Below are 25027 nucleotides of genomic sequence, written 5' to 3' on the forward strand. Positions count from 1 at the left end.
AAAAGCGAACTAACTCGTTTTTACGGAATTTCTTCTATATTATCTAGTTTTGAGAGAATGAAAATATTAAAATTTTCTCTTGCAAATTTTAAAAAAGACATTATAATAAGATAGTGTCTAATAAATAGTCTGGTAATTATGGCGAGAAGGTCACACCCGTTCCCATACCGAACACGGAAGTTAAGCTTCTCAGCGCCGATGGTAGTTGGGGCATTGCCCCTGTGAGAGTAGGACGTTGCCAGGCTGTTATTTATCGTTCCGCAGTAGCTCAGTGGTAGAGCTATCGGCTGTTAACCGATCGGTCGTAGGTTCGAGTCCTACCTGCGGAGCCATTTTTATGTCAATTTAACTTTCAGCTATGCTTCCATAGCTCAGCAGGTAGAGCACTTCCATGGTAAGGAAGAGGTCAGCGGTTCGAGCCCGCTTGGAAGCTTACCTTTAACAAAAATATTATGGCCCCTTGGTCAAGCGGTTAAGACACCGCCCTTTCACGGCGGTAACACGGGTTCGAATCCCGTAGGGGTCACCAAAGTTTTTTCGGTAGCGATAATAACTTTTATAAATTTGGAGGATTAGCTCAGCTGGGAGAGCATCTGCCTTACAAGCAGAGGGTCGGCGGTTCGATCCCGTCATCCTCCACCATATATTATTCTTATTTATCCAAACTTTACGCCGGGGTAGCTCAATTGGTAGAGCAACTGACTTGTAATCAGTAGGTTGGGGGTTCAAGTCCTCTCGCCGGCACCATTTATATTTTTTGAGTGTGGAGGGGTAGCGAAGTGGCTAAACGCGGCGGACTGTAAATCCGCTCCCTCCGGGTTCGGCGGTTCGAATCCGTCCCCCTCCACCATTTATATTATTTAAAAAGTTGGACATACTAGAAGTAATTACATCTTTGGGCTATAGCCAAGCGGTAAGGCATCGCACTTTGACTGCGACATGCGTTGGTTCAAATCCAGCTAGCCCAGCCAAGAGCCATTAGCTCAGTTGGTAGAGCATCTGACTTTTAATCAGAGGGTCGAAGGTTCGAGTCCTTCATGGCTCATTTCTTTTTTACTTATAATATTATCCGCGTTATGCGGAAGTAGTTCAGTGGTAGAACATCACCTTGCCAAGGTGGGGGTCGCGGGTTCGAATCCCGTCTTCCGCTCCAAATGGGGTCTTAGCTCAGCTGGGAGAGCGCCTGCTTTGCACGCAGGAGGTCAGGGGTTCGATCCCCCTAGACTCCACCATCACACTACATATTTTGCCTTAAATCATGTTAATGGTTTAAGGCTTTTTTTATTTTTTAGACGATCTAGCAGCTTTTATTAGGGACAAATTAGGGATAAATTGATTTTATTAGGCTCTACGACCAAGTTGAGAACATAACTGGTTGAAGTGAAGAGAGGAATATCTTCAATAACCTTTGTTGAGGACAAAATAAAAGCAAACCCAGGAAGGAGTGTCCTCTATAGGCCTCCTTGAAGACAAAACTATTAAAAAGCCAGTAAACAATATCCCCAATCTTAAATTTTCGAACCATCCTTTCTTCTAATGGCTCTACCTCCTCTCTTACCGCAAGAAATAGTCACCGTCGTCGTGTAATCGTTTAACCACAGAATTATTTTACAATTACGCATATATATACAGAATTTTGTCGAGTTGAGTCATCACTATGAAAGCGGTTAAAATAGGAGGTATAACAGGCAAGGGGGAATATGGGGATGAAAAGAAAACTATCAATTATTGGAATGCCGATGGACTTAGGACAAATGAGACGTGGAGTAGATATGGGACCTAGTGCAATCCGTTATGCGGGAATTAACGAAAGGTTAAAGCCACTCTTTGATGAAATCCATGACTGGGGTGATATCCCGGTTGGCAGACCAGAAGTAGTCATTGATAAAGAATCTAATTTAAGGAACCTAGATCTAGTTGCAGAAAAAAGTGCTTTGCTTGCCGGCAAGGTGGATGAAGCCGTTCAATCCGGTGCCTTTCCACTCGTACTTGGTGGAGATCATAGCATCGCAATTGGCACACTAGCAGGTGTTTCTAAACATTATAAGAATCTAGGTGTTATTTGGTATGACGCTCATGGTGATTTAAATACGGCCGAAACAAGTCCATCAGGAAATATCCATGGAATGCCTCTTGCTGTAAGCATTGGCTTGGGTCATCCGTTATTAACTGAAATTGGCGGTTATAATCCGAAAGTAAAACCAGAAAATATTGTCATTATTGGTGCTAGATCTCTAGATGACGGTGAGAAAGAATTAATTAAGGAAAAGGGAATAAAGGTTTATACCATGCATGAAATAGATAGATTGGGAATGGCTAAGGTCATGGAGGAAACAATAGCCTATCTAAATGAAAAAACAGATGGAGTTCATTTATCGCTTGATTTAGATGGTCTAGATCCAAGTGATGCACCAGGCGTGGGAACTCCTGTTATTGGTGGGATTAGTTATCGTGAGAGCCATCTCGCTATGGAAATGCTTGAAGAGGCAGGAATCATCACCTCTGCGGAATTTGTGGAAGTAAATCCAATCCTAGACGAGAAAAATAAAACTGCTATATGTGCTGTGGAGCTAATGGGATCGTTATTTGGTGAAAAACTACTATAAAAATAGACAGCTGCATATTAAAATATGCAGCTGCGCTATTTTACCGGTACAAAAATAGATGGTATTTGTTAAGTAAGCAGTCAAGCCTTTTACTAGCTTCAATTACTTTGTGATTAGACAGAGAAGTCTCAGATGCTAATCGAACCATATCATTTCGTTGAATTTCTATTTCTTCTAGTAATCCACGGTATAGAGAAGACATCTCCTTCCACCTCTTTCTAGGTACATATTTACCTTTTTCCCCTGTATTAAAATCTTTAAACATATTTTGTCCCACATTGGTAAATTTTTGTTAATATTAAAGGTATTGAGAAGTTTTTCGTTTAAAAACGAAACCTTTTTTGCTGACGTTCGTATATCGTATAGCGACATTGGAGCTGAGGAAACTTAATGGATACAATAGTGAAAAAAAGAATAAAACAGGTTATCAAAGGTGATCAGAACGCCTTCGGAGAGATCGTAGAAATATATAAAAACAGTGTCTTCCAATTATGTTACAGAATGCTGGGTAATCGCCATGAAGCGGAGGATATCGCGCAGGAAGCATTTATCCGTGCTTATGTAAATATCCAGTCGTTTAAGCAGGATAAGAAGTTTTCAACATGGCTTTTTCGAATTGCGACAAATCTTTGCATCGACCGGATTCGCAAAAAGAAACCAGACTATTACTTAGACGCGGAAGTAGCTGGGACAGAGGGGTTAACCATGTATTCGCAAATCTCCTCGGATTCTCCTTTGCCGGAGGCCGAAGTAGAAAGTCTTGAGCTGCAGGAGACTGTTCAAAAGGAAATATTAAAACTGCCGGAAAAGTATCGTTCCGCAATTGTCCTGAAATATATGGAAGATATGTCTCTAAATGAAATAAGTGAGATTCTCAATCTTCCTCTTGGAACTGTTAAAACAAGAATTCATCGCGGCCGGGAAGCATTAAGGCAGCAATTACGATATGTATAAAGAGGTGAAAACATAAATGTGTCCTGAACAAATCTTCGAACTCATGCACGATTACTTAGATGAAGAACTAGACCCAGAAAAAGAAAGAGCCTTAAGAGACCACCTCAAAAGTTGTAAAGAGTGTGAAACGATCTTTAATGAATTAAAAAAGACGGATGCATTTGTTAGAGGCATTTCTCATATGCAGGCGTCACCGGATTTCACAGCTAATGTGCTCGCCCGTCTGCCAAAAGAAAAGAAAAGAATTTGGATGCAGAGATGGTTTACAAATCATCCTATGCTCACAGCAGCTTCTGTTTTTATTATTCTTATGATGGGAAGCTTATTTTCAACATGGAGCCAAGATCAGGAATTTTCTGTTTCCAAGCAAAAGAACTTGGTGGTTAAAAATAATACAGTTATAGTCCCAAAAGGTGAAACGGTTAAAGGAGATGTTGTAGTTCACAATGGGAATGTGCGGATAGAAGGCGAGGTTCAAGGTGATGTTACCGTGATTAACGGGGAAAAATACTTAGCCTCTGCAGGTCATGTAACAGGGCAAATAGAAGAAGTAAATGAAGTTTTCGACTGGATTTGGTATCATATGAAAAGAACTACTCAAGACGTTCTAGATATCTTTGGCCAGCCTGAAACCAAATAAAAAACAAATCACTCCAAGTGACGGGTGATTTGTTTTTTTAACCACAAACATATAATAAGTTGTATGGTGAAGTTATGGTATAATAAATTAGTTGTATGAATTGTATGTTCTTAGAAAGTTACGGAGGAAGAAACAATGCAGTTTGCTGATCTCAGTATATGGAAGTATCTAGCTAGTATTGTTGATATTGCCCTCGTATGGTACGTCATTTACAAACTGATCAATGTGATAAGAGGCACAAAGGCCGTTCAATTATTAAAAGGGATCCTTGTTATTCTTCTTGTCAGGGTGGTCAGTGAGTGGCTCGGCTTAATTACTTTAAGCTGGATGATGCAACAGGCCATAAATTGGGGATTTCTTGCGGTAATCATTATCTTTCAGCCTGAACTCAGGAGAGCGCTTGAACAATTAGGAAGAGGGCGATTCTTCTCGCGAAGCAGTACACAAGACGATGATAACCAGGAAAAAACAGTCGAAGCCATAGTTAAGGCAACTGATTATATGGCAAAACGCCGTATTGGAGCCTTAATTTCAATTGAAAGAGAAACGGGCATGAGTGATTACATAGAAACAGGTATACGATTAAATTCCAATATCTCTTCGGAATTGCTCATTAATATTTTTATTCCTAATACACCACTTCACGATGGTGCAGTCATTATCCAAAAAAATAATGTGTCAGCGGCAGCATGCTATCTTCCCTTATCTGAAAGTCCATTTATCTCGAAGGAATTGGGTACTAGGCACCGGGCAGCCTTAGGAATAAGTGAGGTTACTGATAGCTTAACAGTCATCGTTTCTGAAGAGACGGGGGGAATCTCACTGACAAAGAATGGAGAACTTCATCGTGATTTGAAAGTGGAGGAACTAAAAGAATTACTTACCCGAGAAATGTTGATCCATCCTAAAGATAAACAGGCTTCTTCAGCTCGTTGGAACTGGAGGGGAAAACAGAATGGATAAAATGTTTGATAATCCTTGGTTTATAAAAATACTGGCCTTATTATTGGCGGTCCTATTATATTCCTCTATACCTCATACAGGTGGGAAGTTAACAGATGTTAATGTTCCTGGGGAGCAAACAACTGCGACTATAAAGGATATCCCTGTAAAGGTTTATTATGATACTGAGAACTTGGTTGTATCGGGGATTCCGAACACGGTAGATGTAACCATAAAGGGTCCTATCACACATGTCCAATCGGCTAAGGCTTTAAAGAACTTTGAGGTATATGTCGATCTGACAAATGCAAAAATTGGAGATCAGAAGGTAAAGCTCAAGATTAAAAATTTATCTGATAAATTAAAGGCAACCATGAAGCCAGCCAGTGTGACGGTGTCTGTGCAAGAAAAGATTTCGAAGGAATTCAGGGTCGAAGCAGAATTCGATTCCAGCCAAATAGAAGATGGTTACTCAGCTGGTCTGCCGGTGGTTGAACCTAGAAAAGTAAAAATTACTGGTGCTAAAAGTGACATTGACCGAATTACCTACGTTAAAGCCACCCTTGAGGGTAATGGTAAACTAAAAGCAACCATTTCGAAACAAGCGCAAATTCAAGTACTTGATAAAAAATTAAATAAGTTGGATGTTACTGTTGAACCTGAAACAGTTAATGTAACCATTCCTATTAAGTCGAACAGCAAAACGGTTCCGATCAATATAGTGAAAAAGGGAACTTCTCCAGAAGGGGTTACGATAGAATCTATTGAGTTAGATGAAACGGAAGCCAAAATTACCGGAAGTGAAGAGGTCTTAAAAGATACAGAAAGTGTTCGAGTAGAAGTCGATTTAAGTAAGATCACGGAAAACACAACACTAACCCTGCCGGTTATTATTTCAAATGGGATTACGAAGGTGACCCCTCAATTAGTAAAAGCAACGGTAGTGGTGAAAAAAGAGGAACAGAAAACAGCCACAGATGAACAAGTAACGGCTACAGATGAAGAAAAAACGGTCTCAGGCATACCTTTGGAAATTCAAGGCTTAGCGGATAACTTTAAAGCAGAAGTAAATGATCCGACGAGTCAGACTGTTAATTTACAAGTGAATGGCCCAACTGAGTCGGTAACAGAGCTGGGGCCTAGTGATTTCACGGTTTTTATTGACTTGTCCGGCTTGACCGAAGGGACTCATGATGTCAAAATCCAGGTAAAAGGGCCAACGGATATCGAGTGGACGCCTGATAAATCAACAGCAAAAATAACCATTACTAATAATGCCTAATATCTAGCAATAGACATGTCGAAGGAGAGATTTTTTAAAATGGGTAAATATTTCGGTACCGATGGGGTACGTGGAGTAGCAAACAGCGAATTAACACCGGAGATGGCCTTTAAATTGGGGCGCTTTGGCGGTTATGTTTTAACAAAGGATAAAGATCGCCCTAAAGTAATTATTGGCCGTGATACACGTGTCTCAGGTCATATGTTAGAAGGAGCGCTTGTAGCCGGGTTACTGTCTATTGGGGCAGAGGTCATGCGTTTGGGAGTCATTTCAACACCTGGGGTATCCTATTTAACCAAAGCATTAGGGGCTCAAGCAGGTGTTATGATTTCCGCCTCCCATAATCCAGTTGCGGATAATGGAATTAAATTTTTTGGTCCAGATGGTTTTAAGCTGTCAGATGAACAGGAATTAGAAATTGAGAACTATATTGATTTACCGGAAGACCAGCTGCCACGACCAACAGGTGCGGACCTTGGTCAGGTGATGGATTATTTTGAAGGCGGTCAGAAGTACCTTCAATACTTGAAAAATACAGTGGATGAGGACTTCTCAGGCATCCATATCGCCTTGGACTGTGCAAATGGGGCAACCTCGGCATTAGCAAGCCATTTATTTGCAGACCTTGACGCAGATTTATCAACAATGGGGGCTTCTCCCAATGGATTAAACATTAATGCCGGAGTAGGATCAACACATCCAGAAGCACTGGCAGCTCTTGTAAAAGAAAAAGGAGCAGACGTAGGCCTTTCTTTTGACGGAGACGGCGACCGTTTAATTGCAATCGACGAAAAGGGGAATATCGTGGATGGCGATCAAATCATGTACATCTGCGGGAAGTACATGAAAGAGCAAGGACGTTTAAAGCATGGTACAATCGTTTCAACCGTGATGAGTAACCTTGGTTTTTACAAAGCCCTTGAAACTCATGGAATCCATAGTGTACCTACAGCGGTAGGTGACCGTTATGTGGTAGAAGAAATGAAGAAAAGTGGTTTTAACCTTGGCGGTGAGCAATCAGGACATATCATTTTCTTAGACTACAACACAACAGGTGATGGATTATTATCAGGATTGCAGTTGGTTAATATCATGAAGGTAACCGGGAAGCCATTATCAGAATTAGCCGGTGAAATGAAAAAGTATCCGCAAAAGCTTGTCAATGTCCGAGTAACGGATAAAAACCATGTGACCGAAAATGCCGAAGTAAAAGCTGTCATTGAACAAGTTGAGGCAGAGATGGCTGGGAACGGGAGAATTCTTGTCCGTCCAAGTGGAACAGAACCGCTTGTTCGTGTCATGGCAGAGGCAGCAACCGAAGAACTTTGTGAATCCTTTGTCAACCGAATTGTTGAGGTAGTGAAAGAAGAGATGGAATTAAAGGAATAGAAAAAATATAAGCTAGTGCGGAACAACTGCGAGTAACTTCTCAGCTGCACGCATTGCCTTTCTTTATGCATAAGGGAACGGATTATTTCCCTTATGCATATTTTATTATGGAAAGTTATCAATAATGTTAAGGTTTAAGTTTTTAGTTGACGGAAACGTGAGTAATCATGTAAGATTAATTTGCTGTTTCTTATAGCGAATTTTTGTAAGGAGGATAGAGGTAGAGGACAACGGAAATTTTTAAGCGCCTGAACTAATCAAAGACGGTTGATTAGTTGACGAGGAGGAGGATTATCGAATGTTCGGCGGATACCTCCCGGTTGCAAACGCACAACCGAAAAGTTCTTCTTTAAAACATAGAGGCAACTCTGTGCACAAAGAGAAGAATATGCGCATACTAACTGTAATGTTCTAAAAGGTATAGACAGATACCTTTATCAAAAACAGAGATGAGGGGGCAAGCACGCCTCCAAAGCATTCTTGCCCCCTGAATCTTGGGAGGAAAAAGAAAATGTGTGGAATTGTTGGATATATTGGTAATAATGATTCGAAGGAAATCCTATTAAAAGGTTTAGAAAAACTTGAGTATAGAGGCTATGATTCAGCTGGAATCGCTGTAAAGAATGAATATGGTATCCATGTTTTTAAAGAAAAGGGCCGTATTGCTGACTTACGTGAAATTGTTGATTTAGATGTTAAAGCGAATATCGGAATTGGTCATACCAGATGGGCAACACACGGCGTTCCAAGCAAAGTAAACTCCCATCCACACCAAAGCACATCAGGCCGCTTTACGCTAGTGCACAATGGCGTTATCGAGAACTATGATCTATTAAAACGCGAATATCTAACAAATGTACAATTCAAAAGCGAAACAGACACTGAAGTGGTTGTTCAGATGATTGAGTTATTTGTTAATGAGGGCTTAGAGGTTATTGAGGCATTTCGTAAGACGCTAACCCTTTTACATGGATCATACGCAATTGCGCTTTTAGATGAACAAGACAATGAAACCATTTATGTTGCAAAAAACAAAAGTCCGCTTTTAGTCGGCCTTGGAAGTGACTTTAATGTGGTAGCTAGTGATGCAATGGCGATGCTGCAAGTAACAAATCAATATCTTGAATTAATGGATAAGGAAATTGTCCTTGTTACAAAAGATGAAGTTACCATTCAAAATCTACAAGGCGATATCATTAGCCGTAAGCCATATACTGCTGAATTGGATGCAAGTGACATTGAAAAGGGAACTTACCCGTACTACATGTTAAAAGAGATCGATGAACAGCCGCTGGTCGTGCGTAAAATTATTCAAACTTATCAAAATGAGCAAGGGGCATTGACAATCGACCCTGAAATCATTACCGCTATGAATGAATCTGACCGTGTCTATATTATCGCAGCTGGAACATCTTATCATGCAGGATTGGTTGGAAAGCAGTTTATTGAAACCATTGCTAAACTGCCAGTGGAAGTTCATATTGCAAGTGAATTTGTTTATAATATGCCGCTTCTAACTAAGAAGCCGTTGTTTATCTTCATTTCACAAAGCGGTGAAACTGCTGACAGCCGTGCTGTACTTGTAAAAGTGAAAGAGCTCGGATATCGTACATTAACGATTACGAATGTACCAGGTTCGACACTTTCACGTGAAGCGGATTACACACTTTTATTGCATGCTGGTCCTGAGATTGCGGTGGCTTCCTCCAAAGCCTATACAGCACAGTTGGCTGTGTTAGCGATATTAGCGGATGTAACGGCGAAGAGCCAAGGAATTCCAGTTGATTTTGACTTAATCCATGAGCTTGGTATTATTGCGAATGCTATGGAAGTTCTATGTGACTCAAAAGAGCTAATTGAACATATTTCAAGAGAGTTCTTATCCGTCACACGCAATGCCTTCTTTATCGGCCGCGGGGTTGATTATTATGTTGGCCTTGAAGGTGCTTTGAAGCTTAAGGAAATTTCTTATATTCAAGCAGAAGGTTTTGCCGGCGGTGAGTTAAAGCACGGTACGATTGCATTAATTGAAGAAGGTACACCTGTTATTGCCCTTGCTACGCAAGAGAGCGTCAACTTAAGTATTCGTGGAAATGTAAAGGAAGTTGTAGCACGCGGAGCAAACCCATGCATTATTTCAATGGATGGTCTAAATATGGATGAAGATAGTTTTGTCATCCCTGAAGTACATGAGTTATTAACACCGCTTATCTCTGTTATCCCATTACAATTAATTGCTTATTACGCAGCCTTACACCGTGATTGTGATGTTGACAAACCACGTAACCTTGCTAAATCGGTAACGGTTGAGTAAAAAGGCTAATATAAGGTTGGAGATGAATCATTACTTGATTCATCTCCAGCCTTTTTTTTTTTAGAAAAGTAAATGTTGGCAACAATCAGTGTGACAAAATGAAATTTTGTATCGATTGTTTACCTAATGAAACCGCTTTATTATTAAGGATAGGTAGAGCAACAAAATAAAGAAGGGGGAAAAGTGATGAGTGAAGCACTTAAGAAAGATATAAAAGTACCAAATGAAACAGCTAAAGAAAAATCAGATGTAAAAGTTAAAATACAAAAATTTGGAAGCTACTTAAGTGGAATGGTCATGCCGAATATTGGTGCCTTTATTGCATGGGGGCTAATTACAGCATTATTTATTCCAACAGGATGGATTCCAAACAAGGATCTCGCTACACTAGTCGGCCCAATGATCACATTCTTATTGCCATTATTAATAGGTTTTACCGGTGGCCGGATGGTTTATGATATCCGCGGTGGAGTAGTCGGAGCTACAGCAACAATGGGTGTGATTGTCGGAACCGATATCCCAATGTTCCTTGGCGCCATGATTATGGGACCAATTGGCGGGCTTGTCATTAAGAAGTTCGACAAACTGATTGAGGGAAAAGTAAAGTCAGGATTTGAAATGTTAGTCAATAACTTTTCAGCAGGTATTCTTGGAGGCGCTTTAACTCTTTTAGCTTATAAAGGTGTGGGCCCCGTTGTTGAAGCCTTAAGCAAATTTTTAGCATCTGGAGTTCAGTTCATCGTGGATCATAACATGCTTCCACTTGCTAACATATTTATTGAACCAGCAAAGGTACTATTCTTAAATAACGCGATCAACCATGGTATTCTAAGTCCTCTAGGAATTGAACAAGCAACAAAAGCAGGAAAATCCATACTATTCCTACTAGAAACAAACCCTGGTCCTGGTCTTGGTATCTTACTTGCTTATTGGTTATTTGGAAAAGGAACAGCAAAACAAACGGCACCAGGTGCGGTAATTATCCACTTCTTAGGTGGTATCCATGAAATTTACTTCCCATACATCCTAATGAAGCCAATGTTAATTTTTGCAGCAATGGCAGGCGGTGTGAGTGGAGTATTCACATTTAACATTCTTCATGCAGGACTTGTTGCAGCTCCATCACCAGGAAGTATCTTTGCGCTGCTTGCAATGACACCAAGAGGTGGATATTTTGCAACATTAGCGGGTGTAATCGTGGCAACGGCCGTGTCCTTTGCGGTAGCGGCCTTGATTCTAAGAACAAGCAAAGCAACAGTTGAGGAGGACTTATCTTCTGCAGCTGCTAAAATGGAAGCGATGAAAGGCAAGAAAAGCTCAGTGACTTCTGTCTTAGCAATACAAGATGAAATCAAGCCTGAAAATGTAAATAAAATTGTCTTTGCTTGTGATGCTGGAATGGGTTCTAGTGCAATGGGTGCTTCCATTCTAAGAAATAAAGTAAATAAAGCAGGTTTAGATGTAACCGTTACGAACACGGCGATTAGTAATTTACCATCAGATGCAGATGTTGTTGTTACACATAAGGATTTAACAGACCGTGCAAAAGCTAAATTACCAAATGCCAAGCATATCTCAGTTGAAAACTTTTTAAACAGCCCTAAATATGATGAGTTAGTAAATAGCCTGAAAAGATAAGTCATAGGGGCCTACACATAATGTGATAGGCCCTTCCTGCCTTAAGGAAGGTGAGAAATGTATATTTCGGCAAGAGAACGGCAAATTCTTGAAATCCTATTAAAGACCACTGATGAAACAACCGTAAAGGATCTTGCAGATTTAATTGGTGTTAGTGGAAGAACGATCCATCGAGATTTAAAAAACATAGAAGATATTCTGGACGAATATAACCTGACATTACAAAAAAAAATCAGGAGTCGGTGTCCAACTAACCGGCGAGAAAAAAGGAATTTCGGATCTGGAACTCTATTTGTTTAATCTGTCACATACAGAATATACACCAGATGAACGACAAACCATTATGCTATGTGAGCTTTTAGAAACAAATGAACCTGTAAAACTTCTTGCACTTGCCACAGACTTAAACGTAACCATTGCAACTGTAAGCTCTGACTTAACAAAACTGGAAGAGAAGTTAAAATCGTTTGGATTAAATCTTATCCGAAGAAGAGGATACGGTGTAGAAATCGCGGGGGAAGAAAGTGCAAAAAGAAGGGCAATGAGCCATTTAATTTCCGAATACCTTGATGAGTCTGAGCTTCTTTCCTTAACACGAGATAATATTCAAATGAGATCGACACAGCAAATTCACACTATTTCTGAAAGACTAATGGGACTGGTTGAAAAAAGGAAATTAGTTATTGTTGAAAACATAGTTAAGTCTATTGTTCAAGAGCTGCCCTTCTCAATGGCAGACAGTGCTTATATTGGTCTTGTGGTTCATTTAGCTCTGGCTTTAGAAAGAATCCAAAAAGGGGAAGGTATTAAAATAAATTTGGCCTATTTGGAGGACCAGAAGGTAACCAAGGAATACACCTATGCACAAAAAATAGTCTCCCAATTGGAGCAGGTATTTCAAATTCGTATACCGGATGCCGAAGTAGCCTATATTACGATGCACTTAAAGGGAGCTAAACTAAGGCATGAAAATGAACATGTAATAGAGGATGCAAGTTTACAGACCGCCATAAAAACAAAAAAGCTGATAGAAATAGTAGGGAAGTTAGTTGGTATAGATTTATCGGCCAATCGTTCTCTTTTTGAAGGTCTTATTGTACATCTAAAGCCAGCAATCTATCGGATAAAGGAAAAGATGGGCATTAGTAACCCTTTGCTAGATAAGATAAAAAAGGACTATGAGGATTTATTTGCAATCGTCAAACAAGCTGTAGACCAAGTGTTCCCTGAATTTTTTGTTCCGGATGAGGAAACAGGCTATCTAGTCATGCATTTTGGAGCAGCTATAATGGGTAATAAAGACCTCGGAAGCTTTAAAACACTAGTGGTTTGTTCTAGTGGCATTGGCACATCTAAAATGCTGACAACAAGATTACAAAAAGAATTCCCAAATCTAAAACAAATCCAAAATGTATCGGTAATGGAATTTCGAAAAATGAATAAGGAAGTTTATCAACTTGTGATATCAACCATCCCTATTCCGGAGTATGATGCGGATTATATAGTGGTAAATCCATTTTTAAATAAGGATGAAATTGAAAAAATTCGGTCTTTTTTAAATGAATACAAGTTTGCTAATAGCTCAGAAAAACAACTTCCAGTTACATTCCAAACAAATAAGATTGCAAAAAATACTATTAGTTTTATAGAGGAAATGAAAAGTATCAAGGAATATGCAAGCACGATTGCAACCGTTCTAGAGGGATTTGAAGTAATAGATGTAAATGGCTGCCACACGGTGGAAGGGCTCTTAACTATTGACTGTAAAAACCTGTCTGATCAACAAAGGATAAATGATGCCGAAAAGGTAATACAGGCCATCCTTGATAGAGAGAGTCTGGGGGGAGTTGGTATCCCTGAAACAGCCATGGCGTTATTTCATGCCCGTTCGCACCATGTCATGCAGCCTTGTTTTATCATCAACACACTTCATACACCGATCGTGGTTATTGGTATGGATGGGGTAGAAATGAACATGAAATCCCTGATTCTGCTTTTATCACCTAGTCATACAACCAATAAGACTTTAGAGGTATTGAGCTTTCTAAGCTCATTGTTAATCGAAAGCGAAGAAACGATTAGAATTTTTCAATCTAATAATAAAGAACAAATTATAGGATTACTGACGGGAAGATTTGAGCAATTTTTTAATCAAAAATTAACAGAATTAAGGAGTGTATAAGAAATGGCAAATTCAATTTTAGCAAAAGACAATATTCAATTAAACACAACAGTTCATTCAAAAGAGGACGCAATTAGATTAACGGGTAAAATACTTGTTGAAAAAGGCTATGTGGAGACTAACTATATTGAAAAGATGCTCGAGAGGGAACAGTTAACTTCTACTTATATGGGGAACTTTGTAGCCATTCCACATGGCACAGAGGACTCGAAGCCTTTTGTAAAGGAATCAGGCATTTCGTTTGTTCAAGTACCTCAGGGTGTAGACTTTGGTGCTGGAAATATTGTTAAGCTGCTTATTGGTATTGCCGGAAAAGATAATGAACATTTAGATATCCTATCTAATATTGCCATTATTTGTTCCGAAGAAGAAAACATCGAGAAACTAGTTTCCGCGCAATCTGTTGATGAAATACTTGCTATTTTTGAAGATGTTAATTAATTTCATCGCTATTGACCTAAGTAAGCCCTAAAGAAATAGATTGGCCATCTATCTTGCAGCGCATACCTTCATTTATTGCTAAAAAGAATAGGTGAATAATTCATATTCTTTGAGAAACAATATGTTTGTCACTTTGGGTGTGACAAACATCACTTTCCTCTTTATTGTATACAGAGGATTAGTACTTTACTATAAATAATGTACTAAACAATGAAGGGATGAGAGCAAATGGCTCAATCAAATATAAAAGTAGCGGTCCAAAAGTTTGGTAACTTCCTAAGCTCAATGGTTATGCCGAATATATCCGCTTTTATAGCATGGGGTTTAATTACGGCCTTATTTATTCCAACAGGTTTCTTTCCGAATGAAAGCCTTGCCAAAATGGTTGGTCCAATGGTTAGTTACTTACTGCCACTCTTAATTGGATATACAGGCGGTAAGCTTGTACATGAGCAACGCGGAGGTGTAGTTGGTGCCATTGCAACCATGGGGGTCATTGTGGGGGCACCAGATGTTCCAATGTTCTTAGGTGCCATGATCATGGGACCATTCGGCGGCTGGGTGATCAAGAAATTTGACCAATCAGTCGAAGGGAAAATTAAAGCTGGCTTTGAAATGCTGGTTAATAACTTTTCAGCAGGTATTTTAGGTGGATTGCTGGCCATTCTATCTTTCTTGGCAATCGGACCAGCAGTAGATGTGTTTACAGGCTGGCTTGTAGCAGGTGTCGATTGGTTAGTTAGTACAGGGTTATTACCACTAACAAGTATTATCATTGAACCTGCGAAAATCTTATTCTTAAATAATGCGATCAACCATGGTGTTCTTTCACCAATCGGTGTAGAGCAAGCAAAAACAGCAGGAAAGTCATTACTATTCCTTCTAGAAGCAAACCCAGGACCTGGTATTGGTGTGCTGCTTGCCTACTGCATCTTTGGAAAAGGTACGGCAAAAAGAACGGCTCCAGGTGCTGCCATTATTCAATTCTTTGGCGGAATTCATGAAATTTACTTCCCATACATTTTAATGCGTCCAATGTTGTTCTTAGCAGTTATACTAGGCGGGATGAGCGGCGTATTTACACTGGTTCTTTTAGGCGGCGGATTACTTGCGCCTGCATCACCAGGTAGTATCCTTGCTATTATGGCAGTCACTCCTCATCATGCAGGAACATACATTGCCAACCTAGCAGGAGTACTTGTAGCAGGAATCGTATCTTTCGTTATCTCGTCTTTTATTCTAAAAACAGGTAAAGAACAAGAAGAAGATATCGAAGAAGCGGCAAGAAAAATGCAGGAAATGAAAGGGAAGAAGAGCTCAGTCTCTAACGTGTTTGAAGCTAATTCCGGCACCATGCCTGAAAAAGTAAACAAAATTGTTTTTGCTTGTGATGCAGGAATGGGTTCAAGTGCAATGGGTGCTTCCCTGCTGCGTAAAAAAGTAAAAGAAGCAGGCTTGAATATTTCCGTTACAAATACGGCGATTAGTAACTTGCCAGCGGATGCACAAATTGTTGTAACACAAGAAGAGTTAACACCTAGAGCGCAGAATAAATTGCCAAATGCATACCATATTTCGGTTGATAATTTCCTATCGAGTCCAGAGTATGATAAATTGATTAACCAACTTAAAAATCCGGAAACTGCTCAACTTCAAGAAATCGTAGAAGATGCTGAAGCGAATGTTCCAGAAGCAGACAACCAAGCGAACAACGCACTACTTCTTGAGGAAAATATTTTCTTAAATCAATCCTTCTCCTCGAAGGAAGAGGCAATTCGCTTTGCAGGAAGAGCGTTGGTTAATGCGGAGTATGTTAAAGAAAGTTATATTGAAGCCATGATCGCGAGAGATGAAATGACATCGACTTACATGGGTAACGATGTAGCGATTCCCCATGGAACAGAAGAGGCAAAAAAAGATGTCCTAAATTCAGGATTTACCGTTTTACAAGTACCAAACGGTGTTGATTTTGATGGTCAGAAGGTTCGGCTAATTTTTGGCATCGCAGGGAAAGATGGTACACATCTTGAAATCTTATCTGGTATTGCGGTAACATGCTCAGATATGGCTAATATCGAAAAATTAGTTGAAGCAAAATCAGCAAGAGAAATTATGGATATCTTAAATAGTAAATAATATAACGAATGAATACAAAAAACGGCAAAGCCGCTTTTTGTATTCACTTTTTTATAATTCGTAAAATAAATCCCGTAAGGCTCATTTATGTTACTTCACAGAATCGAGTTGGTAGCATGTATATTACTACAAGGGAAAAGGCAATTATCGAATTACTTGTTAAAACATCGGGTAAACATTCAGTAACATCACTTGCAAACCACTTGAATGTAAGTGTACGTACGGTGCACCGAGATTTAATCGGGGTAGAAAAAATTCTACAATCCTTTAATCTTCACTTACTTCGACATATAGAAACAGGGCTTAAAATTGAGGGGAAAAACGAAAATATATTTCGTTTGGTTCAAAATGTAACGACTATTGTCCCAATTGATCAAACCCCGGAAGAAAAGAAATTGCTGCTGCTGATAGCCCTGATGCAAGAGGAAGCCTTTAAGATACAAGCTTTAGCCAATGAACTTGGGGTTAGTAACGCAACTTTAACAACTTATTTAGAAGAATTGACCGAATGGTTAAGCTCTTTTAATGTGGCGATTACAAGAAAAAGGGGAGTTGGCGTTGATCTGATAGGATCGGAGTCAGCTAAACGAAAAGCACTAGCTGGCTACTTCTTGTTGTTTTTTAACGAAGAGTTAATTGAGAGTTTATTTTTGTTAGAAAATCATAAATACGCAAAAGAATTAATTTTACATTATTTTCATCCGGAGTACATTGTTGTTATAGACCGGATCGTAAATACAATTTTTGATCGTACCCAGCAGCGTCTTGCGGATAATGATTATATCGGACTTATAGTACATATAGGTATAACCATGCAAAGGGTAGATGCCTCTTTTTTTCTAGAAGAGGATGAGGGGTCTATCGATAACTTAACGAATGAATATAACCTGATCAATGAAATATGTGCTGAACTTGAAACTGCCTTTTCGGTAGCCTTTACGGAACAAGATATAATCTATTTGGCTGTTATCCTAAAAGGCTCAAAGCTTCAGGCTGTGAATGTTGTTCCCTATGATAGTCTTGTTTTAAGTAAAATGGTAAAAAGCCTTATACAGGATGTTTCTTCGCAGCTACATATTGATTTGACGAATGATTTTTCCCTGTATCAAGGCCTATTAGCTCATATGGAACCATCACTCTATCGGATTAAGCAACAAATGGGATTGTTTAATCCTTTAAAAGAGGAAATAAAACAGAAGTATCCGATCCTTTTCTTGGCGGTAAAAAATAGCGTTGAGCAGCTGTTTACGGATATTGATTCAATCCCTGATGATGAGATAGCTTTTATTGTCCTGCATTTCGGGTCTGCCCTCGTTATGAGGGAAGAGAAATTATCGATACAGGCATTGGTTGTTTGTCCAACCGGTATTGGAACATCAAAAATGTTAGCAAGCAGGATTAAAAAAGAAATCATCGGAATTGATCATATAGATATTAAATCTATTAAGGAAGTTCAAGATCAAACAAATATAAAAAATTATGATTTAATTATTTCTACCGTAAAACTTCCATCTTTAAATAATGGCTATCTCTTGGTTTCACCTCTTTTAACAGAGGAAAACATCCTTGCGATTAAGAGCTATCTAAGAAATAACTTAAAAAAACTTACTGAAAAAAGAGAGTATATTCCTATACCAAGTACAGAAGTTTCTCCAACAGGCGATGCTTCTAGTGGAACAATAGTAGAACTTCTAAGTCAGCTCAAGGCCGTACAGGAAAGTATAGAGGCGGTACTAAATAATTTTAGAGTATATAAAATGCACCATATTAATAATCATGAGAAAGTGCTGGCAGAAATGGTCATCACCGCTCAAAAGGAGGAGCTTTTAAACTCTGCGATAGATGTCCTCACCGCGTTAAGGGAGAGGGAAAGAAAAGGAGGACTAGGGATACCTGGAACTGGTATGGGCCTTTTTCATTGCAGAGATAAGAATATTCATAAGCTCATTTTTCAAATCTCCCATCTACATGAACCAATTTTGGTAAAAGGGATGGACGGCAGCGATATGTATATGAAAAATTTACTATTGCTGCTAGCCCCTGAGGAATTAAGTGTTAGAGAGCAGGAAATAGTAAGCTTGATTAGCACTAGTTTAATTGAAGACAGTGAAGCTATTATGATTTTTTCATCCTCGAATGAGGAAGTTATTCGCGGAAAATTAGAAAATATTTTTTTACATTATCTTCAAACTAAAATAATAAAGGAATGATTAGGATGAAACTAGCAGTTCACTTTGGAGCAGGGAACATTGGAAGAGGATTTATCGGAGCACTTTTTTCACAGTCTGGCTATCACGTGACTTTTGTTGATATTGCCAATCAAATTATCAATCAGCTAAATGAGGAAAATCAATATCAAGTGAAATTAGCCACAGCTGAACAAGAAAGCATGACAATCAAGAATGTTTCCGGATTAAATAATATGACACAAGAAAGCGAAGTAGTCGAGGCAATCAAACAAGCTGTTTATGTAACTACTGCAATAGGTCCAAATATTCTTCCACATATTGCGCCGCTCATTGCAAAGGGTTTGGCTGAGAGAGTAAAAAATAACGATGAGAAGTTGTATGTAATAGCATGCGAGAATCAAATTTCAGCAACCGACCTATTAAAAGGATATATCTATGAACATTTAGATAGTGAAACAAAGGAGAAATTAGCAGGCAAAGTGTACTTCTTTAACTCCGCTGTTGACCGAATCGTACCTCTTCAAAACAATCAAGGCTCTCTCGATGTTTTAGTAGAACCTTATTATGAATGGGTAGTAGAAACAAGTGAAACCATCCCACCCGTTGAAGGGATGACAAAGGTCCGTGACCTTGCCCCTTTTATTGAACGGAAGTTATTTACGGTAAACACTGGCCATGCTGTTATTGCCTATTTAGGTTATTTGGAGAATAAGTCGACCATTGACCAAACATTAGCAGACCAGGAGATTGTGAAACAGGTTAAAGCGACTCTTGGCGAAACGGGCGCCTATTTAATCCATCAATATGGCTTGAAACCTGAAGATCATAGCCAATACATTGATAAGATTATTCATCGCTTTGAAAATGCTTATTTAAATGATGACGTGACAAGAGTAGGCCGTTCACCAATCCGTAAACTTGGTCCTAATGATCGTCTTGTACGCCCTGCTGTCGAAGCCCAAAAGGCCGGGCTATCATACACGAACCTTGCAAAGGCAATTGCTTCAGCCTTACTTTTTGATCACCAAGAAGATCCAGAAGCTATTAAACTGCAAGCAATGATTAAGGAAAATGGACTTTCTGCTATTTTAAAAGAAGTAAGTGGGTTGGATGAAACCAGCGAAATCACCCAAGAAGTAATTAGATATTATGATATGTTAAAGAAATAAAGGAAAGGTGTCAGCCCCGCTGCTTCAAAGCAGCGGGAGACTGACCCTTTTTTTGCTATTGAATAATAGATATTTTCTCTTTAAGATAGTAGAAAGGTTGATACAAAGGGGATGGAGTCAATTGGAACAAAAAATATTACCTGCTTCTGGGAATATGAAGGAATTTGAGAACTTCCTAAAAAGCCCATATGAAATCGGTGTTTATTTAGATATGCATATAGCGCAACTAAAAAATATTAGTTTAATGGCAAATCAACATAATAAAAAAATGATTTATCATGTTGATTTAATCCATGGAATTAAAAATGATGAATATGCAACCGAATATATATGCCAAGAATTCAAGCCTTACGGATTAATTTCAACCAAGTCAAGCGTCATCCAAAAGGCAAAGCAAAAGGGTGTTGTTGCCGTGCAAAGGATCTTTTTAATTGATAGTCATGCGCTTGAAAAAAGCTACAAGCTCATTGAAAAAACACGGCCGGATTATATTGAAGTACTCCCTGGAGCCATGCCTAAGATGATAACAGAAGTAAAAGAGCGAGTGAAAATACCTATATTAGCTGGAGGACTCATTCGAACATCTGAAGACGTTTATGCAGCATTAGAAGCAGGTGCCTCTGGAATTACCACTTCTAAAAAAGAACTATGGAACTTATTTGCTAAATAAATTTTTATCTTTAATACTATATTAATCATAAATACTTGTTGACACCGCTTTCACTCGCGTAATATACTCTTCTTAAGTTAATAATTTGTGACGGAGATAAGGAGATTCACACAGAAACCCAATTATGGGTTCATTCTGTTGTGGATCTCTTTTTTTCGTTTACAGCATGGGAAGACAGAAAAAAATAATATTATAAGAGAGAGGGAAAGAAAAATGACACCATTCGTTGGGGAAATGATTGGAACAATGATTCTTATTGTGTTTGGTGCAGGAATTGGGGCTGGCTCTTCTTTAAAGAAGTCATATTCCAATAATGCGGGATGGATTGTAATTACAGTTGCTTGGGGACTTGCAGTAACAATGGGAGTTTTTGCGGTAGGGTCGGTGAGTGGAGCTCACTTAAATCCAGCTGTAACAATAGCCTTAGCATTAAATGGAGATTTTCCTTGGTCTGATGTGCCGTCCTATATTTTGGCACAAATGCTTGGAGCTATTTTAGGATCGGTGTTAATTTATTTACATTACCTGCCTCATTGGAAGGAAACGGAAGATCCTGCAACAAAGCTTGGGGTATTTGCAACAAGTCCTGCTATACCGCATACTTTTTCAAATCTATTAAGTGAAATTATTGGTACCTTTATCCTTGTACTTGGTCTATTATTTATTGGGGCTAATAAATTTACAGAAGGATTAAATCCACTTGCTGTTGGTTTATTAATCGTGGTCATCGGGATGTCCTTAGGTGGGACAACTGGATATGCGATTAATCCTGCTCGTGACCTTGGTCCGCGAATTGCCCACTTCTTATTGCCAATCAGTGGTAAGGGAAGTTCTAATTGGGGCTATTCTTGGATTCCGGTTGTCGGACCGCTTTTAGGCGGCTGCCTTGGTGCAGTTTTTTATAAAGTAGTCTTTTTAGGAAAAACAACAGGGTCTCTTTGGATTGTATTAGGAATCAGTCTTGTGGTACTACTACTTTCATTTGTTTCTAGTAAAAAGCAGAGTTCTCTTAGAAGTCAGGCTAACCAAGTAGCTTAATAGTAAGTTATTTTTAAATGGGGGAATTTATCATGGAAAAGTATATTTTATCTTTAGATCAAGGTACAACAAGCTCAAGGGCTATTCTATTTAATAAAAATGGAGAAATTGTTCATACTGCTCAAAAGGAATTTACACAGCACTTTCCGAAACCGGGATGGGTGGAACATAATGCAAATGAAATTTGGGGTTCTATTCTTTCTGTAATAGCTGGAGTGCTCTCTGAGTCAGGCATCAAACCTGAACAGATTTCCGGAATTGGTATCACCAACCAGCGTGAAACAACGGTTGTATGGGATAAAGAAACGGGAGAGCCAGTATACAATGCACTTGTTTGGCAGTCTCGCCAAACAAGTGAAATCTGTGAACAGCTGAAAGAGAAGGGATATAATGATCTTTTCCGGGAAAAGACAGGGCTTCTCATCGATGCCTATTTTTCCGGAACCAAAGTGAAATGGATTCTTGACAATATAGAGGGTGCACGCGACGAAGCAGAGCAAGGCAAGCTTTTGTTTGGAACAATCGATACATGGCTGATTTGGAAGCTCTCCGGAGGCCGTGCCCATGTAACGGATTATTCTAATGCATCTCGTACACTAATGTTTAATATTTATGACCTTAAATGGGACGATGAATTATTAGAAATACTTGGGGTTCCAAAGTCAATGCTTCCAGATGTACGCCCTTCATCAGAAGTTTATGCAAACACCATTGATTACCATTTCTTTGGCAAAGAAATCCCAATCGCAGGAGTGGCAGGGGATCAGCAGGCAGCATTGTTTGGGCAGGCTTGTTTTGAAGACGGAATGGCTAAAAACACATATGGCACAGGCTGCTTTATGTTAATGAATACGGGAGAAAAAGCAGTTCGGTCTGAACATGGCTTATTAACTACCCTTGCTTGGGGTTTAAATGGCAAAGTAGAATATGCACTCGAAGGCAGTATTTTCGTAGCAGGCTCAGCAATTCAATGGCTTCGTGACGGCTTAAGAATGTTCAAGGACGCCAAAGATAGTGAGGAATATGCGAAAAAGGTTGAATCTACTGAAGGTGTGTATGTTGTCCCTGCTTTTGTTGGATTAGGAACACCTTATTGGGATAGCGATGTCCGCGGAGCTGTGTTTGGTTTAACAAGGGGAACAACGAAGGAACACTTTATCCGGGCAACACTTGAGTCATTAGCCTATCAAACAAAGGATGTATTATCTGCAATGGAAGCAGACTCCGGAATTGAACTGAAAGCGCTTCGTGTTGACGGAGGTGCTGTAAAAAATAACTTTTTAATGGAGTTCCAAAGTGATCTATTAAACGTCCCTGTTGAACGTCCGGTTGTAAATGAAACGACTGCATTGGGAGCTGCTTATTTAGCGGGACTGGCAGTAGGTTTTTGGGAAAGCCAAGAGGAAATTGCAAAACAATGGGCGGTAGACCGTAAGTTTGATCCAAAAATGACAGACGATAATCGAAACAATCTATATGCTGGCTGGAAAAAGGCAGTTAAAGCTGCAATGGCCTTCAAATAATAATAGTTGTATCTAGATGATTCAGTATGGTAAGCTATAGATAAGTTAATATTTGTCAGGAGAAGTCGGAGAGACCACAAAAACATTATCGGAATTGGATAATGTCTTTTGTGGTCTTTTTCTATTTCCATCCTATATTTCAATGCATATGTAAATAATAAGACACTTAATCGGAGGAAGAGACGATGAAATTTTCAACTTTACATCGGGAAGAGATAATCAATAAATTAAAAGGTGAAACATTTGATGTATTAGTTATTGGAGGCGGTATTACCGGCGCAGGGATAGCATTGGATGCTGAATCACGTGGATTGAAAACGGCTCTTGTTGAAATGCAGGATTTTGCAGCAGGTACATCAAGCAGATCAACAAAACTCGTTCATGGCGGATTACGGTATTTAAAACAATTTGAAATAAAAATGGTAGCGGAAGTTGGAAAAGAACGGGCCATCGTTTATGAGAATGGTCCCCATGTAACAACACCTGAATGGATGTTATTGCCGATCCACCAAGGGGGAACGTTTGGTAAGTTTAGTACATCAATCGGCTTGCGGGTTTATGATTTTTTAGCGGGAGTGAAAAAGCAAGAACGTAGAAAAATGCTTTCAGCTGAGGAGACACTTGCCAAAGAACCGCTGGTTAAGAATAGTGGATTAAAGGGCGGCGGATATTATGTAGAATATCGCACCGACGATGCTCGTTTGACGATTGAAGTAATGAAGGCTGCCGTTGAAAAAGGTGCCACTGCCACCAATTATACAAAAGTAATGGAGTTGCTTTACAACAATGGAAAAGTGATTGGAGCACTTGTACAAGATCTGTTAACCGGTGATAAATACGAAATCCATGCGAAAAAAGTGGTCAATGCGGCGGGACCGTGGGTTGATAAAATCCGGGAAATGGATCATTCAAAAAAAGGAAAGGTGCTGCAGCTGTCAAAAGGTGTCCACCTTGTGATCGACCAATCACGGTTCCCTTTAAAACAAGCTATATACTTTGATACACCTGATGGCAGAATGGTATTTGCGATTCCTCGTGATGGTAAGGCGTATGTTGGAACCACGGATACTTTTTATAATGAGGATGCAGTAAATCCTAACATGACTGTTGCTGATCGGAGTTATATTATTAATGCTATCAATTATATGTTTCCAGAGGTAAAGATAAGCGAGAAAGATATTGAATCAAGCTGGGCAGGTGTTCGGCCGCTGATCTATGAAGAAGGAAAAAGTGCCTCTGAAATCTCTCGAAAAGATGAGATTTGGGAATCGAAATCAGGATTAATTACAATTGCTGGAGGCAAATTAACTGGTTATCGTAAAATGGCTGAAATTGTGGTTGATCGATTAGTATCTATATTCCAAGTTGAAGAATCAAGAAGTTTCTCACCTTGTCAAACAATTCATCTTCCAGTTTCCGGAGGCGACGTTGGAGGTTCGAGTAATTTTAATAGTTATGTTAATAAGATGCTTAAAAAAGGAGAAGAAGCTGGATTAACAAAAGCAGAAGCGGAACATTTAACGAGAATGTATGGTTCGAACGCCGCTGCTGTTTTTAACATCCTCAAGGAGAATGCAGCTGATGCAGTGAAATATAACTTGCCGCTGCCTCTTTTTGCAAAATTAATTTATGGAATTGAACATGAGATGGTTGTAACACCAATTGATTTCTTTAACCGCCGTACTAGTGCTATTTTGTTTGATATTCAAACAGTAAAAAAGTGGAAGGAACAGGTGATTGCCTGCATGGCAGAGAAACTAAACTGGACGGAACAAGTTAAAAATAATTATTCACTATTACTCGAACAAAATTTAACAGCTGCTGTCATCCCTGTGGATGAACAAGATGTATCTCTTCGTGTAGTTAACGGGGACTAAATATCCCTTTTCAAGAAGGCATTAAAAAAACAATCCA

The 25027-nt window shown here is 39.2% G+C and carries 19 protein-coding genes, 10 tRNA genes and 1 rRNA gene; 29 read left to right on the forward strand and 1 reads right to left on the reverse strand.

The genetic code is table 11. The features are described from left to right. Positions 1-128: 128 nt before the first annotated feature. The 12 genes from rrf to rocF all read left to right on the forward strand — a co-directional run bounded on the left by rrf (position 129) and on the right by rocF (position 2606). Positions 129-244 (forward strand): 5S ribosomal RNA (gene rrf / locus AAHB15_RS24285). A 13-nt stretch (positions 245-257) separates the two neighbouring features. Beyond that, a tRNA-Asn gene (locus AAHB15_RS24290) sits at positions 258-332 on the forward strand. A gap of 28 nt (positions 333-360) precedes the next feature. Further along, positions 361-433, forward strand: a tRNA-Thr gene (locus tag AAHB15_RS24295). A 21-nt stretch (positions 434-454) separates the two neighbouring features. Then, positions 455-529, forward strand: a tRNA-Glu gene (locus AAHB15_RS24300). A 37-nt stretch (positions 530-566) separates the two neighbouring features. Then, positions 567-642: transfer RNA gene (locus tag AAHB15_RS24305), tRNA-Val, on the forward strand. 29 nt (positions 643-671) lie between these two features. After that, positions 672-747 (forward strand) — tRNA-Thr (locus AAHB15_RS24310). 18 nt (positions 748-765) lie between these two features. Beyond that, positions 766-850, forward strand: a tRNA-Tyr gene (locus AAHB15_RS24315). A 46-nt stretch (positions 851-896) separates the two neighbouring features. After that, positions 897-971 (forward strand) — tRNA-Gln (locus AAHB15_RS24320). Position 972: 1 nt separating this feature from the next. Further along, positions 973-1045, forward strand: a tRNA-Lys gene (locus AAHB15_RS24325). A gap of 33 nt (positions 1046-1078) precedes the next feature. Then, positions 1079-1153, forward strand: a tRNA-Gly gene (locus AAHB15_RS24330). Positions 1154-1156: 3 nt separating this feature from the next. After that, positions 1157-1232: transfer RNA gene (locus AAHB15_RS24335), tRNA-Ala, on the forward strand. 474 nt (positions 1233-1706) lie between these two features. Beyond that, positions 1707-2606, forward strand: a complete 900-nt coding sequence (gene rocF, locus AAHB15_RS24340; RefSeq protein WP_335572769.1) for an arginase — start codon at positions 1707-1709, stop codon at positions 2604-2606. Positions 2607-2646: 40 nt separating this feature from the next. On the opposite strand, the gene AAHB15_RS24345 is transcribed toward rocF, so the two are convergent. Next, the gene (locus AAHB15_RS24345) at positions 2647-2871 is read right to left on the reverse strand and encodes an aspartyl-phosphate phosphatase Spo0E family protein (protein ID WP_335572768.1); all 225 of its coding nucleotides are present in this window, start codon (positions 2869-2871) and stop codon (positions 2647-2649) included. Positions 2872-2996: 125 nt separating this feature from the next. On the opposite strand from AAHB15_RS24345, the gene sigW reads away from it, so the two are divergent. From sigW to AAHB15_RS24430, 17 genes are all read left to right on the forward strand, one after another. After that, on the forward strand, positions 2997-3560 hold the full coding sequence (sigW, locus tag AAHB15_RS24350) for an RNA polymerase sigma factor SigW (protein WP_098532682.1): 564 nt from the start codon (positions 2997-2999) through the stop codon (positions 3558-3560). Positions 3561-3576: 16 nt separating this feature from the next. After that, positions 3577-4200 (forward strand): anti-sigma factor, encoded by a 624-nt coding sequence (locus AAHB15_RS24355; RefSeq protein ID WP_335572767.1) that lies wholly within the window; start codon positions 3577-3579, stop codon positions 4198-4200. A 135-nt stretch (positions 4201-4335) separates the two neighbouring features. Beyond that, positions 4336-5163 carry a diadenylate cyclase CdaA gene (gene cdaA, locus AAHB15_RS24360; RefSeq protein ID WP_144568388.1) on the forward strand — a complete coding sequence of 276 codons (828 nt, stop codon included), beginning with the start codon at positions 4336-4338 and terminating at the stop codon, positions 5161-5163. Further along, positions 5156-6424 (forward strand): CdaR family protein, encoded by a 1269-nt coding sequence (locus tag AAHB15_RS24365; protein WP_098532676.1) that lies wholly within the window; start codon positions 5156-5158, stop codon positions 6422-6424. Before cdaA ends, AAHB15_RS24365 begins: the two co-directional genes overlap by 8 nt. Positions 6425-6463: 39 nt before the next feature. Next, positions 6464-7813 carry a phosphoglucosamine mutase gene (gene glmM / locus AAHB15_RS24370; RefSeq protein ID WP_335572766.1) on the forward strand — a complete coding sequence of 450 codons (1350 nt, stop codon included), beginning with the start codon at positions 6464-6466 and terminating at the stop codon, positions 7811-7813. Positions 7814-8324: 511 nt separating this feature from the next. Then, a complete protein-coding gene (gene glmS, locus AAHB15_RS24375) occupies positions 8325-10127 on the forward strand; it encodes a glutamine--fructose-6-phosphate transaminase (isomerizing) (RefSeq protein WP_335572765.1) in 1803 nt (600 codons plus the stop codon). A 186-nt stretch (positions 10128-10313) separates the two neighbouring features. Further along, on the forward strand, positions 10314-11765 hold the full coding sequence (locus AAHB15_RS24380) for a PTS mannitol transporter subunit IICB (protein ID WP_335572764.1): 1452 nt from the start codon (positions 10314-10316) through the stop codon (positions 11763-11765). 57 nt (positions 11766-11822) lie between these two features. Next, positions 11823-12065: an HTH domain-containing protein gene (locus AAHB15_RS24385; protein ID WP_342043536.1), complete on the forward strand. Its 243-nt coding sequence runs from the start codon at positions 11823-11825 to the stop codon at positions 12063-12065. Beyond that, positions 12058-13947: a BglG family transcription antiterminator gene (locus tag AAHB15_RS24390; RefSeq protein WP_342043537.1), complete on the forward strand. Its 1890-nt coding sequence runs from the start codon at positions 12058-12060 to the stop codon at positions 13945-13947. The genes AAHB15_RS24385 and AAHB15_RS24390 overlap by 8 nt, the downstream gene beginning before the upstream one ends. Before the next feature lie 3 nt (positions 13948-13950). Next, positions 13951-14388, forward strand: a complete 438-nt coding sequence (locus AAHB15_RS24395) for a PTS sugar transporter subunit IIA (RefSeq protein WP_335572762.1) — start codon at positions 13951-13953, stop codon at positions 14386-14388. 228 nt (positions 14389-14616) lie between these two features. Then, positions 14617-16524: a PTS mannitol transporter subunit IICBA gene (locus AAHB15_RS24400; protein ID WP_335572761.1), complete on the forward strand. Its 1908-nt coding sequence runs from the start codon at positions 14617-14619 to the stop codon at positions 16522-16524. A 116-nt stretch (positions 16525-16640) separates the two neighbouring features. Beyond that, positions 16641-18734 (forward strand): BglG family transcription antiterminator, encoded by a 2094-nt coding sequence (locus AAHB15_RS24405; RefSeq protein WP_342043538.1) that lies wholly within the window; start codon positions 16641-16643, stop codon positions 18732-18734. A gap of 5 nt (positions 18735-18739) precedes the next feature. Continuing rightward, positions 18740-19882, forward strand: a complete 1143-nt coding sequence (locus AAHB15_RS24410; RefSeq protein ID WP_335572759.1) for a mannitol-1-phosphate 5-dehydrogenase — start codon at positions 18740-18742, stop codon at positions 19880-19882. Positions 19883-20003: 121 nt separating this feature from the next. After that, the gene (locus tag AAHB15_RS24415; protein WP_335572758.1) at positions 20004-20552 is read left to right on the forward strand and encodes a glycerol-3-phosphate responsive antiterminator; all 549 of its coding nucleotides are present in this window, start codon (positions 20004-20006) and stop codon (positions 20550-20552) included. 213 nt (positions 20553-20765) lie between these two features. Further along, the gene (locus AAHB15_RS24420) at positions 20766-21590 is read left to right on the forward strand and encodes an MIP/aquaporin family protein (RefSeq protein ID WP_144568378.1); all 825 of its coding nucleotides are present in this window, start codon (positions 20766-20768) and stop codon (positions 21588-21590) included. Positions 21591-21622: 32 nt separating this feature from the next. Further along, a complete protein-coding gene (glpK, locus tag AAHB15_RS24425) occupies positions 21623-23113 on the forward strand; it encodes a glycerol kinase GlpK (protein WP_342043539.1) in 1491 nt (496 codons plus the stop codon). 185 nt (positions 23114-23298) lie between these two features. After that, positions 23299-24990, forward strand: coding sequence for a glycerol-3-phosphate dehydrogenase/oxidase (locus AAHB15_RS24430; protein WP_335572756.1), 1692 nt, complete (start codon positions 23299-23301; stop codon positions 24988-24990). Positions 24991-25027: the final 37 nt, after the last annotated feature.

This window comes from Bacillus sp. OTU2372, from assembly GCF_038440275.1.
GTDB classification, from domain to species: domain Bacteria; phylum Bacillota; class Bacilli; order Bacillales; family Cytobacillaceae; genus Neobacillus; species Neobacillus bataviensis_B.

Coding starts and splice junctions, on each gene's coding strand:
- rocF (WP_335572769.1), top strand. CDS start 1,707: ATGAAAAGAAAACTATCAATTATTGGAATGCCGATGGACTTAGGACAA.
- AAHB15_RS24345 (WP_335572768.1), bottom strand. CDS start 2,871: ATGTTTAAAGATTTTAATACAGGGGAAAAAGGTAAATATGTACCTAGA.
- sigW (WP_098532682.1), top strand. CDS start 2,997: ATGGATACAATAGTGAAAAAAAGAATAAAACAGGTTATCAAAGGTGAT.
- AAHB15_RS24355 (WP_335572767.1), top strand. CDS start 3,577: ATGTGTCCTGAACAAATCTTCGAACTCATGCACGATTACTTAGATGAA.
- cdaA (WP_144568388.1), top strand. CDS start 4,336: ATGCAGTTTGCTGATCTCAGTATATGGAAGTATCTAGCTAGTATTGTT.
- AAHB15_RS24365 (WP_098532676.1), top strand. CDS start 5,156: ATGGATAAAATGTTTGATAATCCTTGGTTTATAAAAATACTGGCCTTA.
- glmM (WP_335572766.1), top strand. CDS start 6,464: ATGGGTAAATATTTCGGTACCGATGGGGTACGTGGAGTAGCAAACAGC.
- glmS (WP_335572765.1), top strand. CDS start 8,325: ATGTGTGGAATTGTTGGATATATTGGTAATAATGATTCGAAGGAAATC.
- AAHB15_RS24380 (WP_335572764.1), top strand. CDS start 10,314: ATGAGTGAAGCACTTAAGAAAGATATAAAAGTACCAAATGAAACAGCT.
- AAHB15_RS24385 (WP_342043536.1), top strand. CDS start 11,823: ATGTATATTTCGGCAAGAGAACGGCAAATTCTTGAAATCCTATTAAAG.
- AAHB15_RS24395 (WP_335572762.1), top strand. CDS start 13,951: ATGGCAAATTCAATTTTAGCAAAAGACAATATTCAATTAAACACAACA.
- AAHB15_RS24400 (WP_335572761.1), top strand. CDS start 14,617: ATGGCTCAATCAAATATAAAAGTAGCGGTCCAAAAGTTTGGTAACTTC.
- AAHB15_RS24405 (WP_342043538.1), top strand. CDS start 16,641: ATGTATATTACTACAAGGGAAAAGGCAATTATCGAATTACTTGTTAAA.
- AAHB15_RS24410 (WP_335572759.1), top strand. CDS start 18,740: ATGAAACTAGCAGTTCACTTTGGAGCAGGGAACATTGGAAGAGGATTT.
- AAHB15_RS24420 (WP_144568378.1), top strand. CDS start 20,766: ATGACACCATTCGTTGGGGAAATGATTGGAACAATGATTCTTATTGTG.
- glpK (WP_342043539.1), top strand. CDS start 21,623: ATGGAAAAGTATATTTTATCTTTAGATCAAGGTACAACAAGCTCAAGG.
- AAHB15_RS24430 (WP_335572756.1), top strand. CDS start 23,299: ATGAAATTTTCAACTTTACATCGGGAAGAGATAATCAATAAATTAAAA.